This is a genomic window from Bradyrhizobium diversitatis, assembly GCF_016031635.1.
GTDB classification, from domain to species: Bacteria; Pseudomonadota; Alphaproteobacteria; order Rhizobiales; family Xanthobacteraceae; genus Bradyrhizobium; species Bradyrhizobium diversitatis.
The window spans coordinates 179,105-194,765 of record NZ_JACEGD010000040.1; the positions used below are offsets into that span (position 1 = coordinate 179,105).

At 63.4% G+C, this 15,661-nt stretch carries 15 protein-coding genes; 5 read left to right on the forward strand and 10 right to left on the reverse strand.

Annotated features, from left to right (window positions below; all coding sequences use genetic code 11):
* Positions 1 to 19: 19 nt before the first annotated feature.
* The 5 genes from pgl to H1B27_RS33035 all read right to left on the reverse strand — a co-directional run bounded on the left by pgl (position 20) and on the right by H1B27_RS33035 (position 6,729).
* Positions 20 to 769 carry a 6-phosphogluconolactonase gene (gene pgl, locus H1B27_RS33015; RefSeq protein ID WP_197968927.1) on the reverse strand — a complete coding sequence of 250 codons (750 nt, stop codon included), beginning with the start codon at positions 767 to 769 and terminating at the stop codon, positions 20 to 22.
* On the reverse strand, positions 769 to 2,280 hold the full coding sequence (gene zwf, locus H1B27_RS33020; protein ID WP_197968912.1) for a glucose-6-phosphate dehydrogenase: 1,512 nt from the start codon (positions 2,278 to 2,280) through the stop codon (positions 769 to 771). Before zwf ends, pgl begins: the two co-directional genes overlap by 1 nt.
* Before the next feature lie 37 nt (positions 2,281 to 2,317).
* Positions 2,318 to 3,316 (reverse strand): phosphogluconate dehydrogenase (NAD(+)-dependent, decarboxylating), encoded by a 999-nt coding sequence (gene gnd, locus H1B27_RS33025; protein WP_197968913.1) that lies wholly within the window; start codon positions 3,314 to 3,316, stop codon positions 2,318 to 2,320.
* 13 nt (positions 3,317 to 3,329) lie between these two features.
* Entirely contained in the window at positions 3,330 to 6,179 is a 2,850-nt protein-coding gene (locus tag H1B27_RS33030; protein WP_197968914.1) for a bifunctional transaldolase/phosoglucose isomerase, read from the reverse strand.
* Positions 6,180 to 6,288: 109 nt separating this feature from the next.
* On the reverse strand, positions 6,289 to 6,729 hold the full coding sequence (locus H1B27_RS33035) for a hypothetical protein (protein WP_197968915.1): 441 nt from the start codon (positions 6,727 to 6,729) through the stop codon (positions 6,289 to 6,291).
* A gap of 405 nt (positions 6,730 to 7,134) precedes the next feature.
* Here H1B27_RS33035 and H1B27_RS33040 point away from each other — a divergent pair, with 405 nt between their 5' ends.
* From H1B27_RS33040 to H1B27_RS33060, 5 genes are all read left to right on the forward strand, one after another.
* Entirely contained in the window at positions 7,135 to 9,078 is a 1,944-nt protein-coding gene (locus H1B27_RS33040) for a PrkA family serine protein kinase (RefSeq protein WP_061877064.1), read from the forward strand.
* 30 nt (positions 9,079 to 9,108) lie between these two features.
* Positions 9,109 to 10,386, forward strand: coding sequence for a YeaH/YhbH family protein (locus H1B27_RS33045; RefSeq protein ID WP_197968928.1), 1,278 nt, complete (start codon positions 9,109 to 9,111; stop codon positions 10,384 to 10,386).
* Positions 10,383 to 11,921: a SpoVR family protein gene (locus H1B27_RS33050; protein WP_061877062.1), complete on the forward strand. Its 1,539-nt coding sequence runs from the start codon at positions 10,383 to 10,385 to the stop codon at positions 11,919 to 11,921. Before H1B27_RS33045 ends, H1B27_RS33050 begins: the two co-directional genes overlap by 4 nt.
* 396 nt (positions 11,922 to 12,317) lie before the next feature.
* A complete protein-coding gene (locus H1B27_RS33055) occupies positions 12,318 to 12,689 on the forward strand; it encodes an Arm DNA-binding domain-containing protein (RefSeq protein ID WP_197968916.1) in 372 nt (123 codons plus the stop codon).
* Between the two features lie 385 nt (positions 12,690 to 13,074).
* Entirely contained in the window at positions 13,075 to 13,527 is a 453-nt protein-coding gene (locus tag H1B27_RS33060) for a universal stress protein (RefSeq protein WP_197968917.1), read from the forward strand.
* A 376-nt stretch (positions 13,528 to 13,903) separates the two neighbouring features.
* Here H1B27_RS33060 and H1B27_RS33065 read toward each other — a convergent pair whose 3' ends face one another.
* The 5 genes from H1B27_RS33065 to H1B27_RS33085 all read right to left on the reverse strand — a co-directional run.
* The gene (locus tag H1B27_RS33065) at positions 13,904 to 14,338 is read right to left on the reverse strand and encodes a DUF1801 domain-containing protein (RefSeq protein WP_376709016.1); all 435 of its coding nucleotides are present in this window, start codon (positions 14,336 to 14,338) and stop codon (positions 13,904 to 13,906) included.
* Positions 14,338 to 14,556 (reverse strand): hypothetical protein, encoded by a 219-nt coding sequence (locus tag H1B27_RS33070; protein ID WP_197968919.1) that lies wholly within the window; start codon positions 14,554 to 14,556, stop codon positions 14,338 to 14,340. The genes H1B27_RS33065 and H1B27_RS33070 overlap by 1 nt, the downstream gene beginning before the upstream one ends.
* A gap of 42 nt (positions 14,557 to 14,598) precedes the next feature.
* The gene (locus H1B27_RS33075) at positions 14,599 to 15,030 is read right to left on the reverse strand and encodes an SRPBCC family protein (RefSeq protein WP_197968920.1); all 432 of its coding nucleotides are present in this window, start codon (positions 15,028 to 15,030) and stop codon (positions 14,599 to 14,601) included.
* Positions 15,027 to 15,350 carry an ArsR/SmtB family transcription factor gene (locus H1B27_RS33080; RefSeq protein WP_061879421.1) on the reverse strand — a complete coding sequence of 108 codons (324 nt, stop codon included), beginning with the start codon at positions 15,348 to 15,350 and terminating at the stop codon, positions 15,027 to 15,029. Before H1B27_RS33080 ends, H1B27_RS33075 begins: the two co-directional genes overlap by 4 nt.
* A 24-nt stretch (positions 15,351 to 15,374) precedes the next feature.
* A partial coding sequence (locus tag H1B27_RS33085) for a transposase (RefSeq protein ID WP_197965649.1) occupies positions 15,375 to 15,661 on the reverse strand: 287 nt, incomplete at its 5' end.

Sequence of the window (15,661 nt, forward strand, 5' to 3'; positions counted from 1 at the left end):
GATCAATGCACAAGGTGCTTCAGCGCGGCCCACGAATGTCCTCCGGAAGCGCGGCCCTATCGACCAGCCAGACGGTCTCGCCATTCGAGCGCGCGCGCAAGGCCGGCAGATTCTCGCCATTGAAGAGGCGCGTCAAGATCGGTTGCTTGTCGTGACCGGCAATCTCGAACAGCATCTCGCGGCAGGAGGCCAGAACGGGCAGGGTGAGCGAGACCCGCGGCACGAAGGGCGCGACATTGGCCTTGGCGACGCCGACGACCCAGCGTCGGGTCTCCTCGATCTCGGGATAACCCGGAAATAGCGAGGCGGTGTGGCCGTCGGGCCCGGCGCCCATCAGGACGAGATCGAACAGCGGGCGCTGCGGATCGAGCTGGTCTGCGCCATAGAAGGCCTGCAGCTCGCGCGCATAGGCGTCCGCGCCGGCATCCGGATTCTCGGCCGCGGTCGGAATCGGGTGGATATGGCCGGCGGGCGCATTGCGATCGAGAAACGCCGCGCGCGCGATCGCCATGTTGTTGAGCGGATCGCTCTCGGGTACGAAGCGCTCGTCGCCGATGAACCAGTGCACGCGGTCCCATGGAATCCTGCCGCGCCAGGCTTCGCTGCCGAGCAACTGATAGAGCTTCTTCGGGCTGGAGCCGCCGGTGAGGCAGATCGCGATCCGTCCGGGATTGGCCGCGAGCCGTGCCATCACCCGTTCGGCCGCGGCGCGGGCAAGAGCTTCGGCATCAGCTTCGACGATCAGCTTCGGCTGGTCGGCCGCGGCTATCACGAGTACTTCCGCCAGCTTCGCCCGTCGCGTCGCAGCAGCTCATCGGCGCAGGCGGGGCCGTCGCTGCCGGCTTCATAGGTTTCGATCCCGTTGGTGCCGGCGCTTGTCCAGGCGTCCAGGAACGGCTGCACCGCCTGCCAGCCGGCCTCGACGCCGTCGGCGCGCTGGAACAGGATGTTGTCGCCGATCATGCAGTCGTAGATCAGCGTCTCGTAGCCGGTCGAGGGATCGGCGCGGAAATAGTCGCCGTAACGGAATTTCATCTCGACGCCGTCGATGGTGACGCTCGGTCCCGGGATCTTGGCGTTGAACTGAAGCTCGATGGTCTCGGTGGGCGCGATGCCGATGGTGAGGAAGTTCTGCGACAGGCGGTCGACCGCCGTGCCTGAGAACATCGACAGCGGCGCCTGCTTGAACTTGATCGCGACTTCCGTGCGCTTGTGCGCCAGCGCCTTGCCCGTGCGCAGATAGAACGGCACGCCGGCCCAGCGCCAATTGTCGATCATCAGCTTGAGCGCGACATAGGTCTCGGTGGTGCTGCCGGGCTTGACGTCCGCGGTCTTGCGATAGTCCGGAATCTCCTCGTCGCCGATGCGGCCCGAGAGGTATTGCGCGCGCACCGAGCTCTTCAGTGCTTCGTCCCGGCTCGGCCGCTGGATCGCCGTCAGCACCTCGGCCTTCTCGGAGCGGACCGAATGGGCGTCGAAGCGCGTCGGCGGCTCCATCGCGACCAGCGACATCAGCTGGAACAGATGGTTCGGCACCATGTCGCGCAGTGCGCCGGTGGCATCATAGAAGCCGCCGCGATGGCCGACGCCGAGCTTCTCCTCGACCGTGATCTGGATGTGGTCGATGTGATTGCGATTCCAGATCGGCTCGAACATGCCGTTGGCGAAGCGCAGCACCAGGATGTTCTGAACCGTCTCCTTGCCGAGATAGTGATCGATCCGGTAGATCTGGTGTTCGTCCATGATCTTCAGGAGTTCGGCGTTGAGCGCGCGGGCCGAGGCGAGATCGGTGCCGAACGGCTTCTCGATCACCAGCCGCCGCCAGGCGCCGTTCTCCTTCATCAGTCCGGTGCGGCCGAGCTCCCGCGCGGTCGGCGCGAATGCGGCCGGCGGGGTCGCGAGGTAGAACAGGCGGTTGCCGCCGGTGCCTTGCGAGCACTCCAGAGAATCCAGATGCTCGCGCAAGCGGTCGAACGACGGCGGGTCGTTCGGATCGGCCTCGACGAAGGTGACGCATTGCAGCAGCTGCCTGGCGATGTCATCGTCGACAGGCCGCGTCGCAAATTCGCGCAGGCCCTTCATCAGGCTGTCGCGCAGCTCGTCATCCGACTGGCCCTTGCGGGCGACGCCGACGACGCAGAATTTTTCCGGCAACAGATTCTCGGCCGCCAGATTGTACAGCGATGGCATCACCAGCCGGTGGGTCAGGTCGCCGGTCACGCCAAAGATGACGAAGGCGCAATTTTCCGGCTTGCGCTTTGGCTGCGGGTCTTTTGTCACGAATGTTCGGCCTTCGCTTGTTACGTCCTGCTCGATCTCATTTGGGCTTCGCCGCGCCCGGCTGCTTCGGCTCCTTGTGGCCGCCGAACCCTGCACGCATCGCAGAGAGAATTTTTTCGGCGAAGGTGTGTTCCTTGCGGGAACGGAAACGTGTGTAGAGCGCCGCAGTCAAAACCTCGGCCGGCACGGCCTCGTCGATCGCGGCATTCACGGTCCAGCGACCTTCGCCGGAATCTTCGACGAAGCCGGAGTACTCCGACAGCTGGGGGCTGTCGGCGAGTGCGGTCGAGGTGAGGTCGAGCAGCCAGGACGGAATCACGCTGCCGCGCCGCCACACTTCGGCGATGTCGGCGAGATCGAAATCGTAGCGGTGATCCGCCGGCAAGGCCTCGATACTGGCATTCTTGAGAATGTCGAAGCCTTCGGCATAGGCCTGCATCAGGCCGTATTCGATGCCGTTGTGGATCATCTTGACGAAATGACCGGCGCCCACGGGGCCGGCATGGATGTAGCCCTGCTCGATGCGGGGATCGCGGCCCTCGCGTCCCTCGGTGCGCGGAATGTCGCCGGCGCCGGGCGCGAGCGCGGCGAAGATCGGATCGAGCCGGTCGACCACCTGCTTCTCGCCGCCGATCATCATGCAGTAACCGCGGTCGAGGCCCCAGACGCCGCCGGAGGTGCCGACGTCGACATAGTGGATGCCGCGCGCCTTCAATGCCTTGCCGCGGCGGACGTCGTCCTGCCAGAAGGTGTTGCCGCCGTCGATGATGACATCGCCCGCCTGCATCACGCCCGCGATCGTCTCGATCGTCGTCTCGGTGATGTGTCCCGCAGGCAGCATCACCCAGGCCGCGCGCGGCCGCTCGAGTTTCGCGACGAACTCTTCCAGAGTCGCCGAACCTGTCGCACCGTCGGCGGCAAGGCCGGCGACGGCCCTGGCGTCCTTGTCGTAGACTACGGTCGAATGTCCCTGTCGCATCAGGCGGCGAACGATGTTGCCGCCCATCCGGCCGAGGCCGATCATGCCGAGTTGCATGTGAGAGATTCCCTTAGTTCAGTGCGTCGTTGAGCGCCGCATTGAGCGCAGCGAGGCCTTTTTTGACTCCGCCCTTCAGGTGCACACGCAGCGCGCGCCGGCCGCGTTCGGTGAGCACGTCGAAATCGCCGCGTGCCTGCGCAGCCTTGATGACGCCAAAGCTGGCCTTCTGCCCCGGTACCGGCAGATCCCTGGCATCGTCCGCCGTGATCTGGAGGAACACGCCGCTGTCGGGCCCGCCCTTGTAGGCCTGTCCCGTCGAGTGCAGGAAGCGCGGGCCGAACTCTGCGCAAGTCGCAACATGCCGCTTCTCGCGTACCTCTAACCTCATGGCCTGGAGCGCGTCGATCGTCGCCTTGTCTCGCGCGATGTAGCCGAGCAGGGCGACATAGTCGCCATGGTTCGAGCGGGAGAGATGCGCCTTCAGCCAGGAGGTGAGATCGCCATTGGCGCCGGCGGCGCGCAGTGCGGTGGCGTTGGCTTCGTCGGTGTAGAGATCGGCCTCGTCGGTGCTGACCACCGGCTGCTCTTCCGGCAGCGCGCCGGTCTTCTCGAACGCGGCGGTGAGCTCGCGGGTCTTGATCTTGGCCGCTTCCACGTCGGGCTGGTCGAACGGATTGATGCCGAGGATCGCGCCGGCGACTGCCGTCGCCATCTCGAAGCGGAAGAACTCCTGGCCGAGATGCTCGATCGACTTCATGACGATGCGCACGACGGGATGGCCCGCCGCCTCGATCGCCGCGAGCTTCGAATCGTGGGCAGCGTCCGCTTCGCCGTCGACACGGATGTCGATGAAGAACCGGTCGTTGCCATAGACGCTGGGATCGCCGAGCGGCTCACCCTCGATCGGGATCAGGCCCTTGCCTTCCTTGCCGGTGGACTCCGCGATGAGCTGCTCGGCCCAGGCGCCGAAATCGGCGATCTTCTTCGACGCCAGGATCGTCACCTTGTCGCGGCCCTCGAGGCCTGCGAGGCCCATGGCGAGGCCAAGCTGCACGCCCGGGTTCTCAGCTGGCGGCACGTCCGGCCCGCAGGAGCGGGCCATCGCCAGCGCATGCTTGATGAAGGTCTTGACGTCAACGCCCGCGGTCGCCGCCGGCACGAGGCCGAAGGGCGATAGCACCGAATAGCGGCCGCCGATCGAGGGCTCGCCATGGAAGATGCGGGCATAGCTCAGCTTCTTCGCCGCCTTCTCCAGCGACGAGCCGGGATCGGTGACCGCGATGAAGCGATGGCCGGTCTTCACGTTCGGCCCGACGGCCTCGGCAACCCGCTCATGGAAATAGTCCTTCATCGCGTTCGGCTCTGTGGTGCCGCCGGACTTGCTGGAGACGATGAACACGGTGTTGGCGATGTCGATCTTCGCCTCCATCGCCCGCACCTGCGCCGGATCGGTGGAATCCAGCACGTGCAGCTTCGGGAAGCCGGGCTTCTTGCCAAAGGTCTCGGCCAGCACCTCGGGCCCCAGGCTCGATCCGCCCATGCCGAGCACGACGGCATCGGAGAATTTCTGGCCCTTCACGCGGCCCGCATAGTCCTCGTAATCGGCAATGTCGGCCTTGGCCGCGCTGTCGAGCCAGCCCAGCCATTTGTCCTCGTCCGCACCGGTCCAGACCGACTTGTCGCGCCGCCACAGCCTGCGGATCTTGGCGGACGCCCGCCAGTCCTCGGTGCTCTCAGTCACGGCCTTGCCGAGACCGTCGCCGAGCGAGAGAAGCTGGCGGTCGAGTGCGGGCCCGAGCACGACCGCGCGCTTGTGCGCGACGGCGCCGTAGAGCTTGTCGGCGGCATCGGCGAACAGCTTGACGCCGTCCTTGACCAGCTCCTCGGTGATCGCCTCGAGCGAGATGCCGGAGCGCTCCAGTTCCTCCAGCACGCGCCTTGCGTCCTCGACGTTCTCCTCCAGGCTGTCGCGCGGCTTGCCATGGTCGCGGAACGCATCCAGCGTCGCCGGCGGCACGGTGTTGATGGTGTTGGGACCGATCAGCTCCTCGACATAGAGGACGTCGCTGTAATCCTTGTTCTTGGTCCCGGTGGAGGCCCACAGCATGCGCTGCGGCTTGGCGCCCCTGGCGGCGAGCTTCTCCCAGCGGGGACCCGAGAACAGGCGCTTGTAGTCCTGATAGGCGAGCTTGGCATTGGCGATCGCGACCTTGCCCTTGAGCGCGGCGAGCCGTTCCTTCTCGGATGGATCGTTGGCGCGCGCGATCTTCTCGTCGAGCTGCTTGTCGACCACCGAGTCGATGCGGCTGACGAAGAAGCTCGCCACGCTCGCAACATGCGAGGGGTCACCGCCGCCTGCGACGTATTTTTCGAGCCCAGCGATGTAGGCTTCGGCCACTTCGAGGTACACCGCCTTGGAGAACAGCAGCGTGATGTTGATGCTGATGCCGTCGCCGATCAGCTGCTCGATCGCCGGCAGGCCCTCCGGCGTTGCCGGCACCTTCACCATCAGGTTCTTGCGACCGACGTCCTTCCAGAGCCGCCGCGCCTCGGCGACCGTGCCTGATGTGTCCATCGCGAGATAGGGCGAGACTTCCAGGCTGACATAGCCGTCGCCGCCCTTGAGGCGGTCATAGACCGGGCGGAGCACATCGGCGGCGTTCTGGATATCCTCGACCGCGACGGCCTCGAACAGGTCGGCCACATTCCGGTCGCCGCGCTTCAGCGCCTTGCCGATCGGGGCATCGTATTCGTCCGAGCTGCCGATCGCCTTCTCGAAGATCGACGGGTTGGAGGTGACGCCCTTGACGCCGTCGGTGTCGATCAGCCGCTTCAGGTCACCCTTGGCGATGAAGCCACGGGCCAGGAAGTCGAGCCAGACCGCTTGTCCGTGCTTTTCCAGTTCTTTGACGGGATTCATGATGTTTATTTTCTCCAAGCCTGCGGACGAGGGGGTTTCCGCGCCGGTCCTGACGCGCTATCCTCTAGCTTACATGCTCCCGGGAGGGAACCAATCAAGGGTACGTGCGTCATACCCTCCGGTGTAACTCCGTCGCGATCATGGCGATCCAGCGGGTGTTGTGATGTGGTGTGGCCGCGAGGGGCCATGCTGGGAAACACATGTTCGCCCGCCGCGAAGATTTGGCGCTGGCCGTTGCCAATAGCCAGCGGTAGGTTGCGTCTGCGGTCTCGCCGACGGATTGCGTGATCTCCAAATTCCAGTCGATGCGACTGCGGCTGCTGGTCGCGGCGGGCCTTGCATGATCTTGCTCAGTGCGAGCCTTGCCATCGACTGCTGGGATGGTCTTGGCGACGACGAGATGACGATGACTATGTCGGCGTCGCGCCGACATTTCGGTTGAAGAATGCCGCAGCCGCAGGATGATCGCCAGAATGATCGTATCGTCATCCGGTCGGAGGGCCAGGCGACCGATTTTGATACACTGCTGCGCGCTTGCCGCGACTGTCACGCGGCCAGCAGCCCGCGCACTGCATTGCAGCAGGAAAGATGAACGCGGTCCCCAAGGCTTCGGGGTACAGGGCTCGGCGTACAAGGCTTCGCCGTACAAGTGTCATAAGATCGCCGCGCCCGGATCGCTATGCTGCATTGCCGGATGGACGTATCCCCGGGAATGCCCGGATGTTGCGACCGAGTGACATTTTCTGGAAATGAGCCAATATAGACAAAGATTCGCACAAATTACAGGCATGTGCCTGTTCGTAACTCAGAGAGTGCCTACGTTGTGCGTTGCGTCGAGTTGGCACCCGGGTGTCCAATGATCGTCATGTGCTCACGCTGATTCGAAACGGCCTGAGGAACGGTCCGGTAACTGCTTTCGTTTCAGCTTGTAGCGGAACTCACGCGGAGAGGGATCATGTACAACGATTCTTTGTTCAACGCTTTCGCTCGGTCGTTCGAGGCGAGAAGCCAGCACGACATGTCGATGGCGGAATATCTGGAATCGTGTCGAAGCGATCCCATGAAATACGCGAACGCGGCCGAACGACTGCTAGCGGCGATCGGTGAGCCCCAGACGATTGACACGGCCAAGGACCCACGCCTTGGCCGTATTTTTTTGAACCGCACGATCCGCACCTATCCGGCCTTCGCCGGCTTCTACGGCATGGAAGAAACCATCGAGCGTATCGTCGGTTTCTTCCGTCACGCGGCGCAAGGTCTCGAAGAGCGCAAGCAGATCCTCTACCTGCTCGGCCCGGTCGGTGGCGGCAAGTCCTCGCTCGCCGAGCGGCTGAAGTCACTGATGGAAGTGCATCCGATCTACGTGCTCAAGGCCGGCGACGAACTCTCGCCCGTGTTCGAAAGCCCGCTCAGCCTGTTCGATCCCGATCAGCTCGGCCCGATGCTGGAAGAGAAGTACGGCATTCCGCGCCGTCGTCTCACCGGCCTGATGAGCCCGTGGTGCTACAAGCGGCTGGAGGCCTTCGGCGGCGACATTTCCCAGTTCCGGGTCGCAAAGATCCAGCCGTCGCGGCTGCGCCAGATCGCGATCGCCAAGACCGAGCCCGGTGACGAGAACAACCAGGACATCTCCTCGCTGGTCGGCAAGGTCGACATCCGCAAGCTCGAGACCTACGCCCAGAACGATCCCGACGCCTACAGCTATTCCGGCGGCCTCAACCGCGCCAACCAGGGCGTGCTCGAGTTCGTCGAGATGTTCAAGGCGCCGATCAAGATGCTGCACCCGTTGCTGACCGCAACGCAGGAAGGAAACTACATCGGCACCGAGAATATCGGTGCGATCCCCTTCACCGGCATCATCCTGGCGCACTCGAACGAGGCCGAGTGGGCGAGCTTCAAGGCCAACAAGAACAACGAGGCCTTCATCGACCGCATCTGCGTGATCAAGGTGCCCTACTGCCTCAGGGTCACCGAGGAGCAGAAGATCTACGAGAAGCTGATCCAGGGCTCCGAGCTGGCGTCGGCTCCTTGTGCGCCGTCGACGCTGGAGACGCTGGCTCGGTTCTCGGTGATGTCGCGCCTGCGCAAGCACGAGAATTCCACCCTGTTCGCCAAGATGCGGGTCTACGACGGCGAGAGCCTGAAGGAATCCGACCCGAAGGCGCGCAGCGTCCAGGAATACCGCGACGCCGCCGGCGTCGACGAGGGCATGGACGGCGTCTCGACCCGCTTCGCCTTCAAGATCCTGGCTGCGACCTTCAACCACGATCCGCAGGAGGTCGCCGCCGACGCCGTGCATCTGATGTACGCGCTGGAGCAGGCGATCCGCCGCGAACAGCTGCCGGAGGAGGCCGAGAAGCGCTATCTCGAATTCATCAAGGCGGAGCTGGCGCCGCGCTATGCCGAGTTCATCGGTAACGAGATCCAGAAGGCCTATCTCGAATCCTACTCGGATTATGGCCAGAACCTGTTCGATCGCTACGTCGACTATGCCGACGCCTGGATCGAGGACCAGGACTTCAAGGATCCCGACACCGGCCAGCTGCTTGATCGCGAGCTTTTGAACCAGGAGCTGACGAAAATCGAGAAGCCGGCGGGGATCGCCAACCCCAAGGACTTCCGCAACGAGGTCGTCAAATTCTCGTTACGGTCGCGGGCCCAGAACGGCGGCAAGAATCCGACCTGGACCTCCTACGAGAAGATTCGCGATGTGATCGAAAAGCGGATATTCTCCCAGGTCGAGGACCTGCTTCCGGTCATCTCCTTCGGGTCGAAGAAGGACGGCGAGACGGAGAAGAAGCACGGCGAATTCGTGGCACGCATGGTGGAGCGCGGCTACACCGAGCGTCAGGTTCGCCGGCTCGTCGAATGGTACATGCGCGTGAAGCAGGCCGGTTGAGGCGCCTGGGAGGCGAATGGAAAAGTGCCCATCCACATTATTGACAGGCGCCTGAATCCAGGCGGCAAGAGTCTTGAGAACCGTCAGCGGTTCTTGCGTCGGGCCAAGTCCCTGGTGCAGGGCGCCGTCAAGAAGACCTCGCAGGAACGCGACATCAAGGACGTCCTGGAGGGTGGTGAGGTCACGATTCCGCTCGACGGCATGCACGAGCCGCGCTTCCGCCGTGAAGGCGGAACGCGGGACATGGTCCTGCCCGGCAACAAGAAGTTCGTCGAAGGCGACTATCTGCAGCGCTCCGGCCAGGGCAGTGCCAAGGATTCCGGTCCCGGCGAAGGCGACAGCGAGGACGCCTTCCGCTTCGTGCTCAGCCGGGACGAGTTCGTCGATCTCTTCCTCGATGACCTCGAGCTTCCGGATCTCGCCAAGCGCAAGATCGCGCAGACCGAGAGCGAGGGCATCCAGCGCGCCGGCTACACCATGTCGGGCTCGCCCGCCAACATCTCGGTGAGCCGGACGGTGAAGCTCGCGCTTGCGCGTCGCATCGCGCTCAAGCGTCCCCGCAAGGACGAGATCGAGGAGCTGGAAGCCGCCATCGCCGCATGCACGGACGAGGACGAGCGCACGGAGCTGCTCGCTGAACTCGAGAGGCTGAAGGCGAAGTCCAAGCGCATTCCCTTCATCGATCCGCTCGATATCCGCTATCGGCGCTTCGAGACGGTGCCGAAACCGGTCGCGCAGGCCGTGATGTTCTGCCTGATGGACGTCTCCGGCTCGATGTCCGAGCACATGAAGGACCTGGCCAAGCGCTTCTACATGCTGCTCTACGTGTTCCTGAAGCGCCGCTACAAGCATGTCGAGATCGTCTTCATCCGCCACACCGACCGCGCCGAGGAGGTGGACGAGCAGACCTTCTTCTACGGCCCGGCCTCCGGCGGCACGCTGGTCTCCAGCGCGCTCCAGGCGATGCATGAGATCGTGCGCGAGCGCTTCAACCCGTCGGACTGGAACATCTACGCCGCGCAAGCCTCCGACGGCGACAATTCCTATTCCGACGGCGAGCTCACGGGGCTCCTGCTGACCGAGAAGATCCTGCCGGTCTGCCAGTTCTTCGCCTATCTCGAGGTCGGGGAAGCAGGCGGCAGCGCCTTCGATCTCTCCGACTCCTCGCTGTGGACGCTCTACGAGCGCCTGCGCAACAGCGGCGCACCGCTCTCGATGCGCAAGGTCTCGGAGCGCAGCGAGATCTTTCCGGTGTTCCACGACTTGTTCCAGCGCCGCGAAACTGCCCAGGAGAAGACCGCTCCATGACGGAACGATTGTTCGAAGGCGCCGATTGGGATTTCCACACCTTGCAGCGCATCACTGATGCCTGCGAGGAGGTGGCGTTGAAGGATCTCGGGCTCGACGTCTATCCGAACCAGATCGAGGTCATCACGGCCGAGCAGATGCTGGACGCCTACTCCTCGGTCGGCATGCCCTTGTTCTACAAGCATTGGTCGTTCGGCAAGCACTTTGCTTTCCATGAGGCGTCCTATCGCAAGGGCCTGATGGGGCTCGCCTATGAGATCGTGATCAACTCCTCGCCCTGCATCTCCTATCTGATGGAGGAGAACACGGCGACGATGCAGACGCTGGTGATCGCGCACGCGGCCTTCGGCCACAACCATTTCTTCAAGAACAATTATCTGTTCAAGCAGTGGACCGATGCCGACGGCATCCTGGACTATCTCGACTTCGCCAAGAACTACGTCATGCAGTGCGAGGACCGCTACGGCCGCATCGAGGTCGAGCGCACGCTCGATGCCGCGCACGCGCTGATGTCGCACGGCATCGACCGCTATCCCGGCAAGAAGAAGCTCGATCTGCGCGCCGAGGAGAAGCGGGCAGGGCGCCGCCGCCAGCATGAGGAGGAGGTCTTCAACGATCTCTGGCGCACGGTGCCCAAGGGCGTCGCCAAGAGCCGGTCCACGCTCAGCATCGAGCGCCGCCGCAAGCTGCTCGGCCTGCCGCAGGAGAACCTGCTCTATTTCCTGGAGAAGAGCGCGCCGCGGCTGGCGCCCTGGCAGCGCGAGCTCTTGCGCATCGTCCGCCACATCGCGCAATATTTCTATCCGCAGAGCCAGACCAAGGTGATGAACGAGGGGACGGCGACCTACGTCCACTATCGCATCATGACCAAGCTGCATGAGCAGGGCCGCATCACCGACGGCAACTTCCTCGAATTCCTGGGATCGCACACCAACGTGGTGTTCCAGCCCGAGTTCGACGACCCGCGCTTCTCGGGATTCAACCCCTATGCGCTCGGTTTTGCCGTGATGCAGGACATCGAGCGCATCGTCACCAGGCCGGAAGACGAGGACCGCGAGTGGTTCCCCGACATCGCCGGCAAGAACGACGTCATGGGCGTGCTGCGCGACGTCTGGGCCAACTACCGCGACGAGAGCTTCATCGGCCAGTTCCTGAGTCCCAAATTGATGCGGCACTTCCGCATGTTCCATCTGCACGACGATCCCGAGGAGCGCGCCGGCATCCGCGTCGATGCCATCCATGACGAGCGCGGCTTCCGCCGCGTCCGCCGCGAGCTGGCGCGGCAGCACGATGTCGGCTTCATCGACGCCAACATCGAGGTGGTCGACGTCGACCTCGCCGGCGACCGCCGGCTGATCCTGCATCACCACGTCATCAAGGGCTCCCAGCTCAACGAGACCGACGCCAAGCGCGTGCTCCAGCACCTCGCCGATCTCTGGACCTACGACGTCGCGCTGATCGAGGTCGATGCCAACGACAAGGTCCTGCGCGAATACGTCGTGAGCCCGCGTCCGATTCCCGCGGCGGTGGCGTGAGGCGGCCGATTGGGCGAAGCAATACCGCGAGATGTGCGTTGATGTGCCCTCGCCCCCTGTGGGAGAGGGCAGCGCCGCCGGCAGACGCAAGCTCACTGGGGTGAGGGGTCTCTCTCCACACTTTCCCGTGTCGAGAGAGCCCCCTCATCCGGCGCGCTCAGGAGCGCAATTGCGCTCCAAAGCGCGCCACCTTCTCCCACAAGGGGAAAAGGTTAGCTATTCGCGGCCATCCTTTGTTATCCGGAAGACCTCGTAACCCATTGAACGACGAACCTTTCTCGATACGTTCCCGTCAACGGTTATCCGCCGCCGTAAGCCGCTAGCCGGGGGCCTTTACAGTACCGATTACAGTATCGGCGCCCCGGCAGGCAACCGAAAGCCAAACCGGCAAGTATCATGAAAGCCATCACCACCGACGTACAGGTTCGCAATCTCAAGGCCGCCGCCGAGGACTATCGCCGCACGGTCGGGGGCAATCTCTATCTGCTGATCAAGACCAATGGATCGAAGCTCTGGCGCTACGACTACAAGGTCGGCACACGGAAAACGCTCGCGATCGGCGCTTACCCGGAAGTCTCGCTCTCCGATGCGATGACCGCGCGCGACAACGCGCCCGTCTCGTCAAGCGCGGCATTGATCCGAAGGACCATCGCGATCAGGAGCGCCGCCTCTCCTCTACTGCAAGGTCCTTCGAGTTCGGCTTCACGGGTCAGGATGTCCAACATGAATGAAGTGCACCAGTTCCGCACGCTCGTCGAACTCAATTGACCCAAGCACGGTCATCACGGCTTGAACGCCATTGTCCGCCTCGGTCACCGTGGTGATGTCTCTGGACGTACCCTGATCCCATGCAATTCCGGGCCTGCGAAAGCAGACGCTGACGGTAAACTGCGGCATTCTCATTTCCCCCGCCTTCAACTCTTAGGCGCGAGTTTGATCGGACATTCGCGTTTTCAAGCTGGGCCTGAACCAATCCGCTATACTACAACCTTCGGTTTGGTCTTACTTTTGCAGCTTTGGCGCCCGCCCAAGGCGGACAATGTGGGCTTTCATAAAAGTGCACTGAGATCGCGAGGAGTGTCCGGGAGTGGACGGCCACCACACAACGGATAAAGTTGGTGCGATGATGAGCTCAACCCAAAAGGGATCCACAATGTACACCAATATTCTGTTGAGCACGGACGGCTCGGATGTCGCGGCCAAAGGCGTGAAGCACGGCATTCTCCTGGCGAAGGCCCTCGACGCCAAAGTCACGATCATCACCGTCACTGAAGAGATGTACATCGACTTTGGGAGCGGGCACGCGGGAGCGATCATCCCCTCGCAGGACGAGATGGATCGATTTGTCGCCGCCAACGAGGAGCAGGCCAGGAAGGTCCTCGACGGAGCTCGCGCAATGGCAACGCAATTCGCAGTACCTGCAGAGCTCTTGCATATTCCAGATTCGCACCCGGCCACCGCGATCATCAAAACCGCAGAATCTCGCGGTTGCGATTTGATCGTCATGTCCTCTCACGGTCGCCGCGGCCTCAGAAAGCTGTTCTTGGGCAGCCAGACATCTGAGGTCTTGGCCAATGGAAGTGTGCCAGTGCTAGTCGTGCCGTAGCCTGAGAGGAGCGGACGGCGAGTGAACGTCGGCTTCTGGCCCGACACGGAACTCCGGCGATGTCCGCCTTCGTACCGCTGTTGATGGCATAGCGGACTTCTAACGCGCCTGATCTGCTACGACGGCGCCGCCAGCATTCGCCGCCCGATGATAATTGAGCCGCATGGCCGCCCCTCCGATCCGGGCCCTATCAAAGGGCCCGGGCCCCGATACGGGGCCTTTTTTATGGGGATAGGTGGGTCCGGGGAAATACAGTATCGGTTTACAGTATCGCCCGGAGGCCGAAAGCGGGAAGAACCTTTCTTCTCAATGCCTTCGGCCAATTCATCCTTTTCCCACAAGGGGAGAAGGAAGGCGTTCGTGGCTACACGAAGTTCTAAGTCGATCGTTTCGCCGGCTTCTTCTTCGCCTTTGACGCATTCAGCCCCACCGCGGCGCGGATCAGCGCCTTCAACGCCTTCTCGTTGATGGTCTCGCCTTCGCGAATATCGATCGCGCGCCGCACGTTGCCGTCGAGGCCGGAATTGAACAGCCCGGCCGGATCCTCCAGCGCCGCGCCCTTGGCAAAGGTCAGCTTCACCACGTCCTTGTAGGTTTCGCCGGTGCAGATGATGCCGTGGTGCTCCCACACGGGAACGCCGCGCCATTTCCACTCTTCGACCACATCGGGGGCGGCCTCGCTGATCAGGCCGCGGATTCGACTCAGCATCGCGCCGCGCCAGTCGCCGAGCTCCGTGATCCGGCCGTCGATCATCCTGGAAGGCGAAGCCGCATTCGCGTCCTTCGCGCCAGTCTTCTTCGCCGTCTTCATCATCGCGCCTCGTTCACGCGGGTGCCGCGACGGACATAGGGCAGCGCGAACAGATAGAGCCCGGTCGCGAGCAGCGGGATCAGCGGCACGAGCGCGAGGAAGCCGATCCACACGGCCTGGACCTGCATGATCATCGCCACGATGTTGGCGATGACCGCAAGCGTGAAGGCAATCGACAGCCAGCGATGAATCTGCCGAATCCACATATGCGTGCTCATTGAGTCCTCCCTCGAAACTTATCAAAGCTGGCGGCGGCGGAGCTAGCCTGCCCGCGCCAGCACGTCGTCCAGCCTGGCCAGAAACTGCTTCCAGCCGGCATGCGCGCCGCCAAAAGCCTGCTTCTGCGTCGGGCTGAAGCCCGCCTGCTCGACGCGCAGATGCGTGCCGGTATTCGTCGGCGTCAGCGTGAAGGTCACAACGCTCTTGAGGTCGAACGCGGCGTCCTCGTGAGAGAAATTCCAGGTGTAGGCGAGCGTCTTCTGCGGCTCGATGGTGAGCACCTCGCAGTCCAGCACGCCGCCCCATTCGCCGCGCAGGTTGAAGCGATGACCGACGGTCGGCTTGAAGTCGTTCTTCATCAGCCATTCCTCGATCAGATGCGGCTGCGTCAGCGCGCGCCAGATCCGTTCAGCCGGATGGGCAAATTCGCGCTCGATGACGACTGAACGCTTTTCGGTCGCGGCTTCGGTCATTGGTCCATCCTCTTCAGGAGATCGTCGAGCGCGTCGAGCCGGTTCTGCCAGAAGGAAGCCATCTGGCCGGTCCAGTCGATCAGCGGATTGAGTGCACCGGGCCGCGCGCTGTAATGGGTCTGGCGTCCCTCGTGGCGGTCGCGCACCAGGCCGGCCTGCTTCAGGGCGCCGAGATGTTTCGAGACGGCCGGCTGGGACACGCCGGATCGCGCCGTCAGGGCCCCGACGGTCTGCTCGCCCTCGCGGCACAGCCGCTCGAAGATCGCCCGCCGGGTCGGATCGGCGAGCGTCCGGAACAGGAGATCGTGGGCGGCAGACATGCGGGATCCATAACTAGTCGTCCGTTAAGAAGCCGAATTGAGCGGGGCCGGACAGGCGCGCGTGCGCCAGAGCTGGATCAGGAACAGGCACAAGAGTTCTCTGATCCAGGCGAGGATGCGGCGGAAGTTGTGGCCGACGGCTGAGAGGATGACGTTGGCCGCATCGCCGGCGCGGCCTTTGAGGTAGCAGCGGCCGAGGTGGCCATCGGTCTTCAGGTGTCCGATGATGGGTTCGATGGCGGAACGGCGGCGCAGCTCGCGCTTGATGACACCGAAGACGCCGCGCTTCTGGCCAGAGATGAAGATTCGGC